Raw genomic sequence first — 20,135 nt, 5'->3', positions numbered from 1 at the left:
AAAAAAATTGTACCTTTGCTTTTATAAATATGACAATATATGGCATTGAAACTTATCCATACCGCCGACTGGCATCTGGGCCAGACCTTTTTCGGCTACGACCGGGAGGCGGAGCACGAGGCTTTCCTCGGTTTTCTGACAAATCTATTGGTGGAGCGGCAGACGGATGTCCTGTTGATCGCCGGCGATGTGTTCGACGTGACGAACCCTTCCGCGGGGGCGCAACGCCGTTTCTATCGTTTCCTGCGGGAGGCGAATCGCCTGAATCCGGGCTTGCAGATCGTGATCATCGCCGGCAACCACGATTCCGCGATCCGTCTGGAAGCCCCGAATCCCTTGCTGGAGGAATTGAATACCTCGATTGTCGGTATCGTGGGGAGGACGGATTCCGGGGAGATCGACCTCGCTTCGCTCGTCGTCCCTTTGAGGAACCGGGCGGGAGAACGGGAGGCGCTTTGCCTGGCGGTGCCTTTCCTCCGCCAAGGGGATTACCCGGCGGTACCTGAGGGAGAGCCCGACTCGTATGTGGCGGGTATCGGCCGGATGTACCGGCGGCTCTACGCTTATGCGGATGCCCGGAGGAATCCCGGCGAGGCGATCGTAGCCTTGGGACACCTCCACGCTACCGGAGCCGAACTATCGGAGGATGACCGGAGCGAGCGTGCGATCATGGGAGGTCTGGAGTCCGTATCCGCGGATACCTTCGACGCCGGGATCGCTTATACGGCGCTGGGGCATATCCATAAGGCGCAACGGATCGGCGGGCGCGAGGCGGTACGTTATGCCGGAAGCCCGCTTCCCATGTCGTTCTCGGAGAAGAATTACCGGCATCAAGTGATAGCCGTAGCGGTCGAGGAGAGGAAGGTCGCTGGTATCGAGGCGATCGAGATCCCAAGAGTAGCGGACTTGATGCGTATACCGGATAGCCCGTTACCACCGGAGGAGGTCTTGCGATGCCTCGCCGGGCTTCCGGAGCCGGAGGAGGGCAGGGAGGACGAGAGCCGCTGGCCTTACGTGGAGATACGGGTCCTGCTGACGGAGCCGGACCCTACGTTCCGTCATCGGGTAGAGGAGGCGTTGGTCGGGAAGGCGGTCCGCCTCACCTCCATCGTTCCTTCGTATCCCCGGCGGGAAGGGGAGGCAGAGGAGCGGGCCTTGTCGTATAACGATTTGCAAAAGATAGCTCCGTTGGATATGCTGAGGCATACGTTTGCCGTGAAATACGGAGGCGAGTTGCCCGAGGAGATAGAGACATTGTTTAATGAGGTGATGAGGGAGGTTTCTTTATGAGAGTGCTGGCGATCAGAGGACGCAATCTGGCGTCGCTGGAAGGAGAGTTTTCCATTGATTTTACGGAAGAGCCTTTGGCTTCGGCGGGTATTTTCGCTATATCCGGGCCTACGGGGGCGGGAAAATCCACGTTGCTGGATGCCATGTGCCTCGCCCTCTTCTCCCGTACGCCGCGAACGGAGCTGGCGAAGGAGAATAACGTGCGGCTGAGGGACGTGCAAGAGGATGTGTTGCCGCAAAGCGACCCCCGCTTCCTCTTGCGCCGCGGGACGGCCTCGGGCTATGCCGAGGTGGATTTCGTGGCGCTGAACGGGTGTCGGTATCGCGCCCGCTGGTCCGTATCCCGGGCCCGGGAGAAGGAGAGCGGACGTTTGCAGGCCGCCCGCCTTACATTATATAATATAGATGCCGGGAAAGAGGAGCCGGGAACCAACAAGGACCTGCAAGCCCGTATCATCGAGCTGATCGGCCTGACTTTCGATCAGTTCACCCGCTCGGTGCTCTTGGCCCAGAACGATTTCTCTACCTTCCTGAAAGCGGAGCAGGGCGAGAAGGCCTCCTTGCTGGAAAAACTGACCGGTACGGAGCAATACTCGGAGATCTCCCGCCGGATCTTCGCCAAGAACGCCGAGGCGAAGGAGGCCTACGAGCAGCTATACGCCCGCGTACAAGACATAGAGCTTCTGTCGGAGGAGGAGGTGGAAGCCTCCCAAACCCGCCTTTCGGCCTTGGAGGTGGAGCTGGCCCGTCTGGAGAAGGCGAGGGCCGAGCGGCAAAGCCTGCGGGAGGCCGTGAAAGCGGCCGAGGTCCAGATCGCCTCGAAGGAAAAACAGCGGGAGGAGAACGCCCGTTTCTTGGAACGGGCGTTGGCATCGCTGGAAACCTCAAGGAAGGAGTATGAGCAAGGAGAGGTGCGATTGGCGAGGACGGATGAGGAATCTAAGGGCTTGCGACTGGAATTGCAACAGGCCCGGAAACTGGACGTGCAACTGGAATCGGCCTTGAAAGCCCGCTCCGAGGCTGATGAACGGATGAAAGACTTCTCCCGGCGGAAGCAGGAGGCAGAAGAGAAACTCAGGAAGGTGGAAGAGCGGCAGAAGAAAGCCTCGGAGGAATGGGACAAGCTGACGTCGTGGCGTGAACGTTACCGGAGCAAGGAGGGGATCGCCGAGCAACTGTCGGCCTTGTTGATTCATCTGGATACCTGCCTTACGGCTCGCCGGGCAGTCGAGCGGTCGGACAAGGCCTTGCTAGCCATCCGACAGAAAATCCAGCGGTTGGAGGTTCGGAGGCAATCCTTGCGGCGGGAGGCGGAGACGCACGCCAAGGAACAGGTAAAGATTGAGGAAGAGCGGAAGTCCGTAGCGCTTGCCCTCCAGGAATTGGAACCGGAGGCTTTGGACCGGTCGATCGAGACCTGCCGTACGGAACGGGAGCGTTTATTGCTGGAGCAAGCCCAGTTCGTGACGACTGGCGATATCAAAAGCCTGCGGGACAAGCTGACTGCCGGAACGCCTTGCCCGGTCTGCGGAAGCCTTGAGCATCCTTTCGCCTCTCACGAGGCGCATGAGCGCCTGTTGGCCTTGGCGGATCGCATCTCGGAAGCTACCCTGCGCCTCAAGCGGCTTCTCGACCGGAAAGAACGGCAGGAGGCCTGCGGGAAACAACTCGCCGCCCTGCAACAGAAAGAATTGGAGCTGCATAAACAACTCGCCGCGGACGAGAACGCACGGACGGAATTAAGGAACCAGTTACAATCCTTGTCCGAGCAAATCGACCGGGAAGAACTGGATAAGCGGGAACAGCAGGAGAAGCTGTCCCAATCCCTATCAGCGGCCAACGCCCTGTTCGGGAACGACGCATGGCAGACGGGCTGGAACAAGGACCCGGAAAGCTTCCGGGAGACCTTGACGGATTTCGCCCGCCAGTGGCAAGCCAACGGGGAACGCCTGCGGGAACTGGAACGGGAGCGGAGCGCCCATCAAGCGGAACGGGAGTCGTACGAGGCTTTCCTCCCTCCCTTGCGCAAGCAGTACGAGGACGCCGCGAAAGCCTACGACGAGAAGAATCAATCCTATACCCGCTTGCGTTCGGAGCGGAATCTCCTGCTGGGAGGCCAGCCAGCCGACCAGGTGGAACGTACCTTCCACGAACGGGTGGAAGCCTTGAAGAGCCATTTGAAGCAGTTGCAAGAGAGTACGACGAGGCACGCCGGCGAGGTGGAGCAATACCGGGGGGGTACGGAACAGATCAAGAAGGATCTGGCGGAGACTTCCGGTCTCCTTTCCGCACGCCGGCAGGAGCTGGATAACTGGATGGTCGCCTATCAAGAGAACTCCGAGGGGAAGACGCTGGAGGAATCTCTGTCGGAAATGACGGCCCAAAAGTCTGAATGTAGTTTCCGTCTGCGTACGCACGAGGAGAATAAGCGGAAGATAGCCGGCTTCCAGCAAGAGCTCTCGGAGCGGAGGGCGATGAGCGAGCGTTGGGCGAAGCTGAATGAGTTGGCAGGCTCGGCGGATGGCGCCAAGTTCCGTAGGATCGCCCAAGGCTACACCTTGGATGTCTTGTTGAGTTACGCGAATGTGCAATTGCGGCAACTATCCCGGCGTTACCGGTTGGAGCGTGTGCCGGATACCTTGGCCTTGCAGGTGATCGACCAAGATATGTGCGACGAGATCCGTACCGTGCATAGCCTTTCCGGAGGGGAATCTTTCTTGGTCTCGCTGGCCTTGGCGTTAGGCTTGTCCTCGCTCTCCTCGAACCGGATGAAGGTTGAGAGCTTGTTTATCGATGAGGGCTTCGGCTCTTTGGATGCGGAGACGTTGCGGGTCGCTATGGATGCCTTGGAGAGCCTGCGTACGCAAGGGCGCAAGATCGGCGTTATCTCGCACGTACAGGAAATGACGGAACGTATTCCCGTGCAGATCCGGGTGAACCGGGCGGGAAACGGACGGAGTTATCTGGAAGTCATATAGCTTTACCAGCCGTTGTGATGGATCTGTTGGACGTTGTATTTGTTTTTGGGAGTCTCTTTCTGCATGGGGTATCCCACAGGTATGACGTTCAACGGCATGATATGATCCGGTAGCCGAAGCTCTTTCCGGACGATCTCGATCCGGTCCGGATAGGGGTAAACAGCCGTCCATACGGCTCCCAATCCCATGGATTCGGCGGCAAGTAGCAGGTTTTGCGAGGCGGCGGAACAATCCAGAAACCAAGCGTTGGAGGATTTGATCGTATCGCCGCAAACGACGATCGCTTGCCTTGTCTCTTTCAGCATCCGGGCGAAGGGGAGACCTTCGGCCATTGTGTCCAAGGCTTTCCGGTCGGTTACGATAATGAATTCCCAAGGTCGCCTGTCACGGGAGGAGGGGGCGGCCATTCCGGCTCGTATCAGTTTGTCTATCTTTTCCTTTTCTACCGGGCGATCCTTATACTTACGTACGCTTTTGCGATTGAGTATCGTTTCCAAGGTCTGGTTTTCCGGTTCCTGCCGCTGGTTCCCCGTAGAGGAGCAGGCCATGAGGAAAACGGTGATCAAGAAGAAAAGACAGATTCTCATAAAGACGGGTTTATATGGTTTATAACGGATTATTTACTTAATATCAACGTAGAAGGCATCTTCTGCAAGGCTTCTTTCCGGTGCTCGGAGACATCGTTCCATGTCTTATAACTGATCAGCATGAAGTTGAAGCCGTTGAAAGACTGGGGCGTAAGGTCTTTCTCTCGTAGAAGCGTGGTCTGCTTCACGTCTTCCGTGAATCGCAGGATTCCTTCCTTGATCACCTCGTTCCCCGGGGTCGTACTGCTGGATTTATCAAGTACGCTGGCCGAGCCGTGTGTAGACTTCAATAAGGTCTGGGCGTATCCCAACAGGAATAAATCCTCCTCGGAGTCGATGACCACGATCACGTTCGATGCCTTGACGAAATTCCGGTTCACGAATACACCTACCGGGCAATTGCTTTGCTCGATAAACATCTTCGTCTTGTCTTTCAATAAGGCACCCGGATAAAACCAGGATTCCGGAGCCTTGAAGCGTTTGAAATAACGGTTGTAGAAAGAGGCCCGGTAATGGCTTGCCGCTATATCATCCGGTGTGTTGCTCATCGATATCCCGGAACCGACCAGAAGGAAATCATACCCCTCATTGTTTACGATGCTACAAATATCCACTCCGGCGTTGTTCGATACCTCGTAGCGAGTCTGTATCTGAATGCCCAGCTTCTTGGCCCCGTAAAGGATCGGGCCGAAGCTGACTTCCTCGAAATTATCCGTGTGTAGCGGGTTTACATCCGAGCCAACCGTCAAATGCAGTGCCGTCAGCTCCAGTTTGTTTTTGCCTTGGGCGAACATCTGGTAGGCCACGTCCAGCATGATCTGTCCGTTTCCGGCTCGTCCGAAGGATAGCAGTACCTTGAATATTCCCTCCAATGGCATTCTTTCTTTTTGCTCCATCAGCTTATCATGCGCCCGGTAACAGAATTTGATGAATGAGACCAATGGGGTTGTCATAAAGGTGGTGACCAGTGTCATTAGCACTAAGATCACGAATACGGAAGGCGTCAATATCCCCATCTCGTACCCGATCGTCAATACGACCAGCTCCATCAACCCACGGGTGTTCATGAGAGCCCCTATATAGAGACTATCCTTCCAGCTCTCACCCACGAATCGGGCGGAGAACATCGCTCCCCCAAACTTTCCTGCGATGGCCACGACTATGAAGATAAGGCATAGCCACCATAATTCAGGCTTGTTTAGAAGACCTATTTCCGTACGTAATCCGGTGGATACGAAGAATAAGGGAAGAAATAGCGCAAGGGATACATCCTCTACTTTCTCGGTCATGATCTTGCGGAATTTGACATTTCCCGGCATCACCACTCCTGCGATAAAAGCGCCGAATAAGGCATGCAATCCCAATATCTCTGTCAGATAAGCCGAGGTGATCAATAGCAAGAAGATGAAAGCGACCAGCCCCTTGTCGATTACCTCCTTGTTGTGGTAGATATGTCCGATCATCCGCAGGAATGGCCGCACCGCCAAAAACATAAACACTATGTAAAGAACTGAGAATAAGATGTTGTAAACGGCACTTAGCATCGAACCCGCTTGTGCGATCGCTATGACAACCGCTAGCAAGCACCATGCGGTGATATCCCCATTCGCCGCGCTTGCCAACGAGATGGTACCCAAATGTGTCTTGGTAAGTCCTTTCTCTTGGATAATACGTGCCAATACGGGAAAGGCGGTAATACTCATGGCGATACCTATAAACAAGGCGAAAGAGAGGAAAGGCGTACTCTTATCCGCATATTTGTCGTACACGAAATAGGCGGTCAGCATACCGAAAAAGAAGGGGACGATCGTACTGGTATGACTGATTAAGATCGTCTCTTTCAGCTTTTTCCTTACCTCGGAGATATTAAGTTCCATCCCGATAGCGAACATAAAGAGTATAAGTCCGAATTGACTCAGCATATTTATATTCACCAACGATTCCACAGGAAAAAGGAAGGCGGAAGCCTCCGGGAATAAATTGCCTAATACGGACGGCCCTAGCACGATTCCGGCAACGATCTCGCCGATGACGGTGGGTTGCCCGATCTTCTGGAATAACCAACCGAACAAACGGCACGTAAGCAATATCGTGATGATTTGTAAAAGCAGAATTCCTATGGAAGACTCGATATTATGTACTAATAATTGAGTAAATATGGTAAATCCCTCTTCTAAATTACTAGGTGCGTTTTGAATGGACGCAATCGAATTTTCCAGTTGCTGACTTTCCCCTTCTTTGGCGATAAAGTACATCAGCGAACCGAAAATGAGGATCATCATTAGGTAAAAGGCTATACTTTTTGTTCCTTTGCTCATCTTTATACGGTTTACCGCGAATATAAGAAATATCCTAATATTATCAATGGGTATGTTTTTTTCTTTTATCTTTGCCGAGAACCAAATTATAATAAATCATGGAGTCTCTAAATCTGATAAAAAATGACCCGTGGCTGGCCCCTTATGAGGCGGCTATAGAAGGCCGGTATCAATACGTGATTGATAAAGAAAAGAGCTTGACGAATAATGGTAAACTAACTTTATCCGAGATGGCTTCCGGATATCTTTATTTTGGGTTACACAAAACCACGAAAGGCTGGGTGTTCCGTGAATGGGCGCCGAATGCTACCGCTATTTATTTGATCGGAACATTCAACGGATGGCAGAAAGATAATAAATACAAGCTTAAACGTAAGGCGAATGGCATATGGGAGATCGCTTTGACCGATGCGCAGATGTGTCATGAGGACTTGTTTAAGTTGCTGGTCGAGTGGGACGGCGGTAGCGGAGAACGTATTCCCGCATGGACTCGCCGGGTGGTGCAAGATGAGCAATCTAAGATATTTAGCGCTCAAGTATGGAACCCGGAGAAACCTTATAAATTCAAGAATAAACGATTCAAACCTAAGAAGTCTCCCCTTTTGATCTACGAGTGCCATATCGGTATGAGCACTAACGAGGAGAAGGTGGGGACGTATAATGAATTCCGTCAAAATATATTGCCTCGTGTAGCGAAGGATGGTTATAACGCCATTCAGATCATGGCTATACAAGAACATCCTTATTATGGATCGTTCGGCTATCACGTAAGTAGCTTCTTCGCTGCCTCTTCCCGTTTCGGTACGCCGGACGAGTTGAAACAACTGATCGACGAGGCGCACGGGATGGGTATCGCCGTGATCATGGACATCGTACATAGCCACGCCGTAAAGAACGAGGTGGAGGGATTAGGCCGCTTTGACGGTTCGTATGACCAATATTTCCTGAGTGGCGAACGCCGTGAGCATCCGGCATGGGATTCCCTGTGCTTCAATTATGGAAAGAACGAGGTGCTTCATTTCTTATTGTCGAATTGTAAGTTCTGGCTGGAGGAGTATAAGTTCGATGGTTTCCGTTTCGACGGCGTGACCTCCATGCTTTACTACAGCCATGGCTTGGGCGAGGCTTTCTGTAATTACGGCGATTATTTTAATGGCCACCAAGATGGCGACGCTATCGCTTATCTAACCTTGGCCAATAAATTGATCCATGAGGTGAATCCGGGCGCTATAACGATCGCCGAGGAGGTGAGTGGCATGCCGGGTTTGGCAGCCAAGGTCGAAGATGGTGGTTATGGCTTTGATTATCGCATGGCCATGAACATCCCGGATTATTGGATCAAGACGATCAAGGAAAAGAAGGATGAGGATTGGCATCCGTCTTCGATCTGGTGGGAGACGACGAACCGTCGTGCCGATGAGAAGACGATCAGTTATGCCGAGAGCCACGATCAAGCCTTGGTGGGTGATAAGACGATCATCTTCCGCTTGATCGACGCCGATATGTATTGGCATATGCAAAAAGATGACCATAATTTCATGGTAGATAGAGGTATCGCCTTGCATAAGATGATCCGTTTGGTTACGGCTTCTACCATTAATGGCGGTTATCTGAACTTCATGGGAAATGAGTTTGGGCATCCGGAGTGGATCGACTTCCCAAGGGAGGGCAATGGATGGTCTTATAAATACGCTCGCCGCCAATGGAATTTGGTGGACAACTTGGATTTGAAGTACCATTTCTTGGGCGATTTCGACCGTGAGATGTTGGAATTGATCGGGGATGTGAAGAATTTCCAAGATACCCCTATCCAGAAGGTTTGGGATAATGATGGCGATCAGATATTGGCTTATATGCGTAAAGACTTGGTTTTTGTGTTCAACTTTAGCCCGACGAAATCGTTCACGGATTACGGTTTCTTGGTTCCGAAGGGAGAATATGAGGTCGTATTGAACACTGACGCTACCCGTTTCGGGGGGTTTGGCTTGGCTGATGATACCATAAGGCATTTCACGCAATTTGATCCGTTATATAAGAAAGAAAAGAAAGAATGGCTGAAACTTTATATCCCGGCACGTAGCGCCGTCGTATTAAGGAAAGTGAAGGTCAAAAAGTAAAACTCTATACACAAAACACGTTATGTTATATCCATTTACATTTAAGCCGATCCTCAAGAAGGTGATTTGGGGCGGTTCAGATATCTGCCCGTTTAAGGGTATTACTCCGGTTGAGAATGGTGTAGGCGAGAGCTGGGAGCTTTCTCATGTTGAGGGAAATTATTCTATTGTCGATAATGGCGAGTTGGAAGGCAAGTCTTTGGATGAGTTGATCCGCTCTTATGGCAAGGAGTTGCTGGGAGAGAAGGTGATGGAGAGATTCGGGACGACTTTCCCGTTGCTAATCAAGTTTATCGATGCCCGTGATAATTTATCTATTCAAGTTCACCCGGACGATGAGCTGGCGAAAAAGCGCCACAACTCTTTCGGTAAGACGGAGATGTGGTATGTGATCAAGGCGGAGAAAGGCGCTGGCCTATATTCCGGTTTCTCTGAGCAAATCGACGCAGAGGAATACGTGAAACGGGTGGAGAACAATACGATCATGGATGTGCTTCAACGTTACGACGTAAATGAAGGTGATGTATTTTTCTTGCCGGCGGGACGTGTGCATGCGATCGGAGCGGGTTGTTTTATCGCAGAGATCCAGCAGACTAGTAATATCACGTATCGTATTTACGATTACAACCGTAAAGATGCGAACGGTAATGGCCGTGAGCTGCATACGGAATTGGCGAAAGACGCGATCGATTATACGTTGTATCCGGATTACCGTACTCACTACAAAGGTCATACGAATGCCACGGTAGAGTTGGCGGACTGTAAGTATTTCACGACAAACCTTTTGGATCTGGATACGATTATGGTTCGTAATTTCTCGGAACTGGATTCTTTTGTCGTTTATATCTGTATGGCAGGCAAGGCTTCCATCCGTGATAATAAAGGAAACGAGATCTTTGTACACCAAGGTCAAACTGTCTTGATCCCTGCGGACACGGAGGTAATAACCATCTCTCCGGCTCCGGGCGCTAAGTTCATGGAGACTTATATCGGTCAATAAGATCGATGCGCTAAATAATAATGAGGGGGTGTGTCAAATCTAATAAACCGGACTTTTGACACATCCCCTTTTTATTATCCTTTCCTGCAAACGCAGTCTATCAGATGATCATTGATAAATCCCGAAGCCTGTAGGTGGGCGTAACAAATTGTAGGTCCGAAGAATTTGAAGCCCCTCTTCTTCATGTCCTTGCTCATGGCTTCGGATTCAGGCGACGTGACAGGGATCTCGCTCAATGACCGGAATGTGTTGATAATCGGTTTTCTGTCGGGAAAGAATGACAGGGTGTAATTGTAAAAGCTGCCGAACTCCTTTTGTATGGCGAGGAACAGCCTTGCGTTTGTGATTGTGGATTTGATTTTCTGGCGGTTTTTCACGATACCCTCAAACCGCATCAACCGTTCAACATCCTCATCGGTCATTTGCGCTACCCGTTCGGTGTCGAAGTCACAAAAAGCCTTACGATATCCCTCACGCTTCCGAAGGATTGTTATCCAACTCAATCCGGCTTGAGAGCTTTCCAATACAAGAAACTCGAACAGTGTTTTATCGTCAGTCACCAACTTTCCCCACTCTTGATCGTGGTACGCCATATACAACTCGTCAGTTCCGCACCAACCGCAACGCCCGTTTATTAGATCTTCCATAATGTATGATATTACTGATTTTTCGGATAGGGATAAAAAGACAATCCGTTATACATAAATCGATAAGTAGGGACATCAACGCCGAGCTTCTCCGCTTGACGAATAACATATCCGGTCAATGTTTCCAACTCTGTTTTTTTCCCGGCGAGAAAATCACTATGCATGGAAGTCGTGGAGCCGGCCGGCATCATCTTTTGCGTCTCGATGGAAGTATAGACGATGTCATCGGGTAAACTGACTCCCATAGCCTCCGCTACGCTTTTTAATTCCGTACCCAAAGCGATGAATAGATCAATATGTTGGGCTAGTACTTCATCAATGGGCTGGTTGAAGAAACTCGTAGCCGTAGCCGCCGTAGAGATCATGAAGAATTTCTTCCAGATGCGTAGGTCTATATCCGCTGGATTAAAAGCGTTTAACCGGGCATACATAAGTAATTTAAGCAACTCGGTTTGCTTATCTTTGTTTGCATCTTTGTTGCCGAAGAAAATACGTTCCTTCAAGGAGAATTTCTCGACAACACCCGGCTCTGTCAAGCGGGAACCGATATAAACACATCCTTTCCAGACCTCTTGTCCGGGTAGTATATTATGGATTCGTTCTTCGATATCCAATCCGTTTAGCAAGGGGATGATAACGGTCTTAGGTCCGATAACAGGCTTTAGCTGCTGGATGTTTTCTTCTAGATCGTAACTTTTTGTACAACAGAAAAGGTAGTCTACCGGCCCTATCTCGGCGGGATTATCGGTGGCTAGTGCCGGAGCCGTATGGATTGTCCGGATGCCTAGTTGCATTTGTAAACCTTTTTCACGGATAGCCTTTAGATTTTCTCCACGGGCGATAAAAAAGATATCTGCTTTTATTGTTCCTTGATAGCGGGCGGCGACCATACCTCCGTAATAACCACCCACCGCACCGATACCAGAAAACGCTATTCTTAATTTAGCCATACTATTATATTCCTTTTATTTGCAAATATGAGAAAAAAAAGGCTCTCATTTATATCAGTTTCAGTTCTTTTAGTAAATCCGGAATGGATTGTTCGAAGTTCACGCCAAAGCGATAATCCGTTTGCGCCTTGAATGTTCGAAGAATACTTTCTGCCGTGAAGCGAACGGCTATTTCCGCAGATATCTCCAAGTTGAAATTATTTAACAAACCGGACAGTAAAGCACTTGCGAAAACATCTCCCGTACCATGATAATAACCGGGTATTTTCTCTGTTAAAACATACTCTGTCGCATTTCGTTCCATATCGAAAGTGGCGGCTCCCAGTTCTTTCTCGTCGAAATAGACACCGGTCAAGACAACTTGCTTAGGGCCTAGCTGACTTAGCTTATGTAAAATACCATCGATATAAGCTTTGGTATAGGGACCTGCTTGGTAGGGTTCGCCCAACAATAATGCGGCCTCCGTCAGGTTCGGCACGATAATATCCGCTCTTTCACAAAGGGATCTCATTCCTTTCGCAAATTTAGGGGTGAAGATCTTGTACAGTTCTCCGTTATCGCCCATGACAGGATCGACTAGAATCAGGTTATCTTCCCGCTTGAAAAGGGAGAAGAACTCTTTTACGATATCTAATTGCTCGAAAGATCCAAGAAAGCCGCTGTAGACGGCGTCGAAACGGATATCTAATTCTTTCCAATGCTTCATGAACGGACGCATATCTTCCGTCAAGTCTCTATATGTATAGCCGAGAATACCTCCTGTGTGTGTAGAAAGTATGGCCGTAGGTAAGGCGCTTGTCTCTATTCCTGCCGCCGAGAGGATCGGGAGGGCAACTGTCAATGAACATTTGCCGAATCCCGATAGGTCATGAATGGCGGCTACTCTTTTTTGTTGTTCCTTATTCATCTTGAATCGATTAAAATGTGATAGGAAAACAAGAGCGGATTGGTAAAGGTTTATTTTACTTTCCTAGAAATAGTTCCATGTCTTCGTCTACACTACCTATTCCGGCGATCCCGAAATTATCGACCAATACTTTGGCTACATTCGGCGACAAGAACGCTGGCAATGTCGGTCCTAAGTGAATGTTTTTTACGCCTAGGTAGAGTAGGGCAAGTAATACGATTACCGCTTTTTGCTCGTACCATGCGATATTGTATGCGATAGGTAATTCATTGACATCATCCAGCCCGAAGATCTCTTTTAACTTGAGGGCGATCATCACCAATGAGTAACTGTCATTACATTGTCCGGCATCTAATACCCGTGGAATACCTCTGATCTCACCCAAAGGCAGTTTGTTGTAACGATATTTGGCACAACCGGCGGTTAATATGACGGTATCTTTCGGTAATTTCTCGGCGAATTCGGTATAGTAGCTACGGCTCTTCATTCTTCCGTCGCAACCTGCCATGACAAAGAATTTACGTATCGCTCCTGATTTTACGGCATCGATAACCTTGTCGGCTAATTGGAATACCTGCTCATGAGCGAATCCACCGATGATTTCCCCGTGTTCGATTTCCGTTGGAGGGGCGCATTTCTTTGCGTGTTCGATTAACGCAGAGAAATCCTTAGAGCCTCCGGGCTTACGATCGGCGATATGTGGGAATCCTTCGAACCCGGTAGAGCCGGTCGTATAGACCCGATCGGCGTAAGTGGCGGAAGAACGGGGAGGGACAAGGCAGTTGGTCGTAAACAGGATAACTCCATTGAATGTCTCGAAATCGGATGTTTGTTTCCACCAGGCGCTACCGTAGTTTCCTACAAAATGCTTATACTTCTTGAAAGCCGGGTAATAATGTGCGGGAAGCATCTCGCTATGTGTATAGACATCTATGCCTGTACCTTCGGTTTGTTCCAGCAAGTCTTGAATGTCTCTCAAGTCGTGCCCACTGATAAGTATACCCGGGTTCTTTCCTACGCCGATATTCACTTTCGTAATTTCCGGGTTGCCATAGGTGGAAGTATTCGCTTTATCTAATAAGGCCATGGCTTTTACTCCGTATTCGCCGCAGGTAAGTACCCATTGGGTTAAATCGGCGACAGTCAGGTCTGATCGAGTCGTCGCTACCAAGGCATCTTGCATAAAGGCATAGAGGCTGGTATCCTCGAAACCTAGGTTGTAAGCGTGCTCCACGTAGGCGGCCATACCTTTAACCCCATAAGTGAGTAATTCGCATAGAGAACGGATATCCTCGTTTTCTGTGGCAAGAATACCTACTTCTTTCGCTTTGACCTCCATTTCCTCTACTTTATCCGATTTCCAAGTCAGACAGTCGCAGGTTAAGGAAAGATGGATTCCCAGTCGATGCAATTCGTTGAGAAGGTTCTCCCGTAGCTGATAGGCTTCCTTGATCTTTGAGACGAACCTGGATGAATCGAAATTGGCGTTTGTGATGGTCATGAAAAGTCCGTCTACGATAAACTTATTGGCCGTGGATGATTCCACGTCTTGTTTGCGTAAAGTCGTTGTTAATTTGGAGATTCCCTTCATTAAGTACATCAGTAAATCTTGTAATCCGGCCACTTCGGCGGTCTTACCACATACACCTTTTAATGTGCAGCCCTTTCCTTGGGCGGTTTCTTGACATTGATAACAGAACATAGCTTTTATTTTTAAAGTTTATCGCGAATGTAGGGGGGAGAAGGTCGTTTAATCTGTAACAGTTGTTACACTCTTTGATTATTTTCTTTATCTTTATCCGCAAAAGGAAGTTTTATGAATCTGAGTTTGTGTCCTATTTGCGGAAAATTGTCTGAGGAAGAGCAAACCGCTCTTTTCAGTTCGTTGGATTATTCGACAAGGTCGTTTAAGAAAGGTGACTGGGTGGCTCGTCAGGGAGATGCCTTATCTTCGCTTTATCTATTGAGTAAAGGACGGGTAAAGACTGAGATGATCACCGAAAGCGGGACAATTCTGGAAGTGGAGACTTTATCGGCGCCTACTCCTTTGGCCTCCGCATTTTTGTTTGCGGAAAATAATCGCTTCCCGGTAGATGTTATCGCCTTGGAGGAATGCGAGATTATTTTAATACCTAAGAGTGCGGTGATGCGTTTGCTGGCGACAAACGAGCATTTTCTTCAAAGCTATATGGCTTTTAACGCCAACCGAACACAATTTCTTTCTGAACGTCTTCAATTATTATCGATTAAGACCATTAAAGGTAAACTGGCTTACTATATACTTAAACGTATTCAAGGGGATCATTATAAGCAGGATCGTAATCAAACAGAGCTTTCGGAATATTTTGGAGTGGCTCGTCCTTCATTGGCCCGTAGTTTCTCGGAAATGATAGAGGAAGGGGCTATTTCCCGGGAAGGGAAAATAGTTGATATGAATAAGCTGAAAAGCTACGTGCTTTGAAAATCCATCTACGAATGTACTTGTTCTCGAAACAACTCCCTCTCTATATATGTTACTAGAGTAGATGATTTTTCATTCGACATGGTTATGATGATAAATGAATTAAATACAGGCTTGATTGAAGCTTTAAAAGAAAAACTTCCCCCTAAGACAAATTTGGCGAATCTGTTGATGGATACCCTTTATATTGGCAGAGAAGCCATTTATAGGCGCTTACGTGGCGAGGTTCCTTTCACCTTGGAAGAGGCTGCTCTTATCTCAAGGAAATTGGGTGTGTCATTGGATAAAATAGTAGGGGTTAGTTTTAGTGCCAATGCCGTGTTCGACTTGAATGTGGTAGATCACGATGATCCGTTTAATGCTTATTTTACGATCTTGTCTAGATATGTGAAGATCTTTAGGGCCTTTCAGGATGATCCTACTACGGCTTTGGGTACCTCTTCCAATACTATTCCTCAGACCCTTTATTTGAAGCATGACCTTTTGTCAAAGTTTCGTTTATTTAAATGGATGTATCAGAATAAGCATATCCAATGTAATCATTTTGAGAATCTGAAGATACCGGAAAAACTGGTTGATATCCAAAGAGAATTTGTATCGTTGACACGGTATATCCATTCTACGGATTATATTTGGGATAATATGATCTTCCATCATTTGGTCAATGATATTAAATATTTCTCCGATATCCATCTTATTTCCTGTGAGGATATACAACGTATCAAAGAGGAGTTATTAGTGTTGGTGGATGAATTGGAAGAGCTTGCCATGAAAGGAAAGACCGAGGCAGGCAATAGTGTACGGATTTATGTATCGCATATTAACTTTGAGGCTACGTATAGTTATCTGGAAACAAGTTCTTTGCAGTTAAGTATGATACGGGTTTACTCGATAAATTCTATTACGACACAGGATACTGAGATGTTTAATAGCTTGAAAGACTGGATTCAATCTTTAAAAAAGTTCTCTACCATGATCTCCGAGAGTGGAGAGATGCAACGTATCCAGTTTTTCAATAGACAAAGGGAGATTATAAATACGTTTTAGAGTTTGAACTTGTTTCGATAAATGAAACAACCTAGATCTTCCGATTGCGCGATTCGAAATTTATAGGTGCTTTTTTTATTTAATTTCGTTTTCTATCTTTTTCTGTCTGCGTTTGCCTTAATTAGAAAAGGAACAATTCTCATAGGCTTTCTTTATCGTACAAAACTATCGTTTACATGTTTTACATTTGCCAAATGTATCAAGGATTATTAATACTTAGAAATAAGGAATAAGGCAATGAAAGATAGTATTGTAAATGAATTGATAACCGCAATGAAAGATAGGTTACCTCCCGGACAAAATCTTGCTAATTTCTTGACGGATACTTTATGTATCGGGAGAGAGGCGGTGTATCGCAGGCTTCGTGGGGAGGTCGCTTTTACGATTGATGAGGTTGCGCAAATTTCCTGTAAGTTGGGATCAGATCATAGGAAATCACTTGTATAATAGAGTGACTTTCGATATGAACTTGCTCCGATCCGCTAATGCGATAGAAAGTTATTATGAGATTATTGATCGTTATTTACGGATTTAACGTATTGACTTTATGAAAAGTCAGAGGTTGGTTATCGATGCGTTATAAAAATGAAGAGGCTTTACACGATAAAGGTTAAAGAACTAGTTAATTTCGCCCGGATTCTACTTAAGGATTGAGCCGTGACACCTAGATAAGAAGCTATATATTTTAGGGGGACGGATTGGATGATTTCGGGCTGCTTGTCCAATAGAATGGCGTAACGTTCAATGGCGGTTCGTTTGTAAGAACTTAACCATGAAGTCTCGATCTCAAGCATAAAATTCTCTAGAATCCTTCTTCCGATATTTGCTAATTGCACGGAGGATTGAAATAGGATTTCTAGTTTCTGTTTGGATAGGCAATACGCCTCGCTTTCCGTAACGGCTTCTATGGTATAAAGAGAAGGAGAGCCGGAAGTATATCCCCATACCGGGAGTGCGATCTCGCTCTCCACGGCGAACCAAAAGGTATCTTCCGTCCCATCTTTAAATGTATAAGCCCGCCAGATTCCCTTGGATAAGATATACATATTCGTGTTTATCTCACCTTCATGTACGATTATATCTTTAGGGACAAACGACATCATCTCTGCGCTTTCCAGCAATAACCGCATGGCCTGCTCAGAGATTGAAAACCGTTCCATCACTTTCTGGCGAACTTCCTCTTTCATGCTCTTGTACGTTTCAATAGATAGTATACCACAATGATTACAAAAGTAATTAATTCCGACAAAGGTACGGCCAGCCAAATACCTTTAATTCCGCAGACAACAGGTAGGTACATGAAACTTAGGGTGATAATCACGATTCCTCGTAGAATAGTGAATAGCGTAGCGGGTTTGAAACGTTCTATGCTCTGGTAGTACCCGATACAAACGATATTGAGAGCGAAAAAGACATATCCCAAAGAAAAATAGGGAATACCGGAGATTGCTATCTCGTAAGCGTTGCCATGATTACCGAGAAATAAGGAGGAGACTTTCGGGCAGAATAAAATAGTACCCACGCAGGCGAGTCCTCCGCACACGACAGCGCATAGCAGGGCTAACTTAAACGCCTGCCGTACTCTTTTCCACTGCTGTATGCCATAGTTGTAGCTTATGATCGGCTGGATAGACTGGGCGATCGCATTGTTCACCATGAATACGATAGGAAAGCAATAACAGGCTACACTATAGGCGGCAACCCCGTCTTCCCCAAGGTATCTCATGAATATATAATTACCCACCAGCATCATACAAGCGATAGCTGCCTCAGTTAAGAATGCGGAAGAACCAAGCTTTACCATGTATCCGATATTGCGGATTGTCAATAAGATACTTTTAAGCGAGAATTTAGGGCGGTAAAGATGTAATACTTTAGAAAAACCTACGATATAAACCACGATCATAATACTTCCTACGATTACGGAAATAGCGGAAGCTAAAGCGGCTCCCATTAATCCCCAATGCAATGGGAAAACGAAAATATAGTCTAATGTTAGGTTTATCAGGGCCGGGATAGCGCTGCATAACATGGCGTATGTAGGTGATCCGTCTAACCGGATAATGAATAACCCGATATTCAATAACATGTAAAAGGCAAGGAACGGGACGATCCAGTTCATATATTCCAATACAGAGGGCAATAATTGCTCGGAACTACCCAATAAAAGAGCGACCTCAGCACGGAATGTCATCACTAACAAGGAAAGCGATAACATAATACATAATGAGACCGAAAGCGCTTGCGTGATATTAATATTCGCTACCTTAACTTTCTGGTGTGAAAGGTGGATCGAGGCGACGATAGATGCGCCTACTCCGAACATAAGCCCGATTCCGGTTGCTAACATGAAAAAAGGAGCCACGATATTTACCGCAGCCAAGGCGTCATTTCCTACGCCTCTTCCTACGAATATTCCATCGGCGATATTAATAGTGGCGGAAAGGATCATACCTAATAAGGTAGGGATAAACATCATACGGAACAACTTCGGAATGTTCATTGTTCCAAAATCAATACTGTCTTGCATCATCAGTTTCTTTTCTTTTTATTTTTGCGGCACAAAAGTAGGCTTCTCTATTTAGAAAAAAGTTACCATTAGGGTAAAAAACGGAGTATTTATCAAGTTTGAATTCGATAGCTTATATTTCCTTTGTACATTTGTCCATAATTAAATAGAATAGTGACATAGTGAAAGACGCATTTATAAAACTGCATATATCTATTATTTTGGCAGGTGCGACGGGCATATTTGGAAAATTGATTAGCTTGAATGAAGCCCTATTGGTCTGGTATCGTATGATGCTTGCGTCTTTGTTGTTTTTACTCGTTTTATCCGTCAGCAAAAGATTGAATCGAATTTCTTTCGGGGATGCCTTGAGAATAGGGGGAGTAGGGTTATTGCTGGGATTGCATTGGGTTTTCTTTTATGGAAGTATAAAGGCTTCGAATGTGTCTATTGGAGTGGTTTGTTTTTCTCTGGTAGGTTTCTTTACGGCTTTTCTAGAGCCATTGATTAATTGTCATAGAGTGTCTTTCAAGGAGGTTGTTTTTAGTTTGTTGACTTTATTCGGGGTGGTACTGATTTTCCATTTCGATACTCGCTATCGTTTAGGAATAGGTTTGGGTATTATATCATCCGCTTTAGCGGCTTTGTTCACGATCACGAATAAGAAGACCGGAAATAATTATTCAACAAGTACCATGCTCTTGTATGAAATGGTAGGTGGCTTTATCGGGCTTTCCTGTATTTTACCGTTCTATTTGCGATATTTTCCTGTATCGACGATTGTTCCCGGGCTATTAGATTTTACTTATTTATTGCTTTTAGCTTCTGTTTGTACGATTGGTTTGTATTTACTTCAGATACAAGTCTTGAAAAAGATCTCTGCGTTCACGGTAAACTTGAGTTATAATCTGGAACCTATTTATAGCATTATCTTGGCTATGCTTCTTTTTAGTGAGGCTAAAGAGTTGAACGCCGCTTTTTATATAGGGCTAGGGGTAATAATATTGTCTGTCATCTTACAAACACTAAGTGTTATTCGATCAAACAAGAAGATTTAGTGTAGGTAACAAAAAATCTAAAAAGTCCCACAAATCGTTGGATTTGTGGGACTTGACTGTTCATTATCTGGTTAGTTCTGCGGAGAGAGCGGGATTCGAACCCGCGAAACCCTTTAGGGGTTTACACGCTTTCCAGGCGTGCCTCTTCAACCACTCGAGCATCTCTCCAAGGTCTTGTTGAAACCGGGTGCAAAGGTATTGATTTTTTTTGATTATGCAAGAGTTTCGCTTGCGAATTTACATAGAGATGCAATGTCTGGATGCGA

15 protein-coding genes, 1 tRNA gene and 1 pseudogene are annotated in these 20,135 nt (G+C 47.0%); 8 read left to right on the top strand and 9 right to left on the bottom strand.

The window, feature by feature from the left end:
- Positions 1 to 39 precede the first annotated feature (39 nt).
- Both NBH07_RS04835 and NBH07_RS04830 read left to right on the top strand, forming a co-directional pair.
- Positions 40 to 1,290 (top strand): exonuclease SbcCD subunit D, encoded by a 1,251-nt coding sequence (locus NBH07_RS04835; RefSeq protein WP_036632479.1) that lies wholly within the window; start codon positions 40 to 42, stop codon positions 1,288 to 1,290.
- Positions 1,287 to 4,268, top strand: coding sequence for an AAA family ATPase (locus NBH07_RS04830; RefSeq protein WP_009017117.1), 2,982 nt, complete (start codon positions 1,287 to 1,289; stop codon positions 4,266 to 4,268). Before NBH07_RS04835 ends, NBH07_RS04830 begins: the two co-directional genes overlap by 4 nt.
- A gap of 2 nt (positions 4,269 to 4,270) precedes the next feature.
- Here the strand turns inward: NBH07_RS04830 and NBH07_RS04825 are convergent, their stop codons facing one another.
- Positions 4,271 to 4,855, bottom strand: coding sequence for a nitroreductase family protein (locus NBH07_RS04825; protein ID WP_008779572.1), 585 nt, complete (start codon positions 4,853 to 4,855; stop codon positions 4,271 to 4,273).
- Positions 4,856 to 4,884: 29 nt separating this feature from the next.
- Positions 4,885 to 7,173, bottom strand: coding sequence for a cation:proton antiporter (locus tag NBH07_RS04820; protein ID WP_008779573.1), 2,289 nt, complete (start codon positions 7,171 to 7,173; stop codon positions 4,885 to 4,887).
- 98 nt (positions 7,174 to 7,271) lie between these two features.
- Between NBH07_RS04820 and NBH07_RS04815 the strand changes: the two genes are divergently transcribed.
- On the top strand, positions 7,272 to 9,290 hold the full coding sequence (locus NBH07_RS04815; protein WP_009017118.1) for an alpha amylase C-terminal domain-containing protein: 2,019 nt from the start codon (positions 7,272 to 7,274) through the stop codon (positions 9,288 to 9,290).
- A gap of 22 nt (positions 9,291 to 9,312) precedes the next feature.
- Positions 9,313 to 10,290 carry a type I phosphomannose isomerase catalytic subunit gene (locus tag NBH07_RS04810; protein WP_005858180.1) on the top strand — a complete coding sequence of 326 codons (978 nt, stop codon included), beginning with the start codon at positions 9,313 to 9,315 and terminating at the stop codon, positions 10,288 to 10,290.
- 74 nt (positions 10,291 to 10,364) lie between these two features.
- Here NBH07_RS04810 and NBH07_RS04805 read toward each other — a convergent pair whose 3' ends face one another.
- From NBH07_RS04805 to hcp, 4 genes are read right to left on the bottom strand one after another with little or no spacing between them, the layout of a single operon-like run.
- Complete coding sequence (locus NBH07_RS04805) at positions 10,365 to 10,937, bottom strand: DNA-3-methyladenine glycosylase I (protein ID WP_005858179.1); 573 nt, start codon at positions 10,935 to 10,937, stop codon at positions 10,365 to 10,367.
- Positions 10,938 to 10,948: 11 nt separating this feature from the next.
- On the bottom strand, positions 10,949 to 11,887 hold the full coding sequence (locus tag NBH07_RS04800; RefSeq protein WP_009017119.1) for a ketopantoate reductase family protein: 939 nt from the start codon (positions 11,885 to 11,887) through the stop codon (positions 10,949 to 10,951).
- 49 nt (positions 11,888 to 11,936) lie between these two features.
- The gene (locus NBH07_RS04795; protein ID WP_009017120.1) at positions 11,937 to 12,794 is read right to left on the bottom strand and encodes a pyridoxamine kinase; all 858 of its coding nucleotides are present in this window, start codon (positions 12,792 to 12,794) and stop codon (positions 11,937 to 11,939) included.
- Positions 12,795 to 12,849: 55 nt separating this feature from the next.
- A complete protein-coding gene (hcp, locus tag NBH07_RS04790; RefSeq protein ID WP_009017121.1) occupies positions 12,850 to 14,496 on the bottom strand; it encodes a hydroxylamine reductase in 1,647 nt (548 codons plus the stop codon).
- 114 nt (positions 14,497 to 14,610) lie between these two features.
- Here hcp and NBH07_RS04785 point away from each other — a divergent pair, with 114 nt between their 5' ends.
- The 3 genes and pseudogenes from NBH07_RS04785 to NBH07_RS04775 all read left to right on the top strand — a co-directional run.
- The gene (locus NBH07_RS04785) at positions 14,611 to 15,255 is read left to right on the top strand and encodes a Crp/Fnr family transcriptional regulator (protein ID WP_005858175.1); all 645 of its coding nucleotides are present in this window, start codon (positions 14,611 to 14,613) and stop codon (positions 15,253 to 15,255) included.
- An 87-nt stretch (positions 15,256 to 15,342) separates the two neighbouring features.
- Positions 15,343 to 16,302 (top strand): hypothetical protein, encoded by a 960-nt coding sequence (locus NBH07_RS04780; protein WP_009017122.1) that lies wholly within the window; start codon positions 15,343 to 15,345, stop codon positions 16,300 to 16,302.
- Positions 16,303 to 16,539: 237 nt separating this feature from the next.
- A pseudogene (locus tag NBH07_RS04775) lies at positions 16,540 to 16,834 on the top strand (hypothetical protein); the annotation flags it as partial.
- A 64-nt stretch (positions 16,835 to 16,898) separates the two neighbouring features.
- On the opposite strand, the gene NBH07_RS04770 reads toward NBH07_RS04775, so the two are convergent.
- Together NBH07_RS04770 and NBH07_RS04765 are read right to left on the bottom strand one after the other, a co-directional pair.
- On the bottom strand, positions 16,899 to 17,489 hold the full coding sequence (locus NBH07_RS04770) for a Crp/Fnr family transcriptional regulator (protein WP_009017123.1): 591 nt from the start codon (positions 17,487 to 17,489) through the stop codon (positions 16,899 to 16,901).
- Positions 17,486 to 18,835 carry an MATE family efflux transporter gene (locus tag NBH07_RS04765; RefSeq protein ID WP_039848585.1) on the bottom strand — a complete coding sequence of 450 codons (1,350 nt, stop codon included), beginning with the start codon at positions 18,833 to 18,835 and terminating at the stop codon, positions 17,486 to 17,488. The genes NBH07_RS04770 and NBH07_RS04765 overlap by 4 nt, the downstream gene beginning before the upstream one ends.
- Before the next feature lie 158 nt (positions 18,836 to 18,993).
- On the opposite strand from NBH07_RS04765, the gene NBH07_RS04760 reads away from it, so the two are divergent.
- Positions 18,994 to 19,869, top strand: a complete 876-nt coding sequence (locus NBH07_RS04760) for a DMT family transporter (RefSeq protein WP_009017125.1) — start codon at positions 18,994 to 18,996, stop codon at positions 19,867 to 19,869.
- Between the two features lie 80 nt (positions 19,870 to 19,949).
- Here NBH07_RS04760 and NBH07_RS04755 read toward each other — a convergent pair.
- A tRNA-Ser gene (locus NBH07_RS04755) sits at positions 19,950 to 20,037 on the bottom strand.
- Positions 20,038 to 20,135 lie beyond the last annotated feature (98 nt).

This window comes from Parabacteroides sp. B2-S-102 (assembly GCF_023656665.1).
Classification (GTDB): domain Bacteria; phylum Bacteroidota; class Bacteroidia; order Bacteroidales; family Tannerellaceae; genus Parabacteroides; species Parabacteroides distasonis.
The sequence above is the reverse complement of the archived record's forward strand: the minus strand, read 5'-3'. Positions and strand labels throughout refer to the sequence as shown.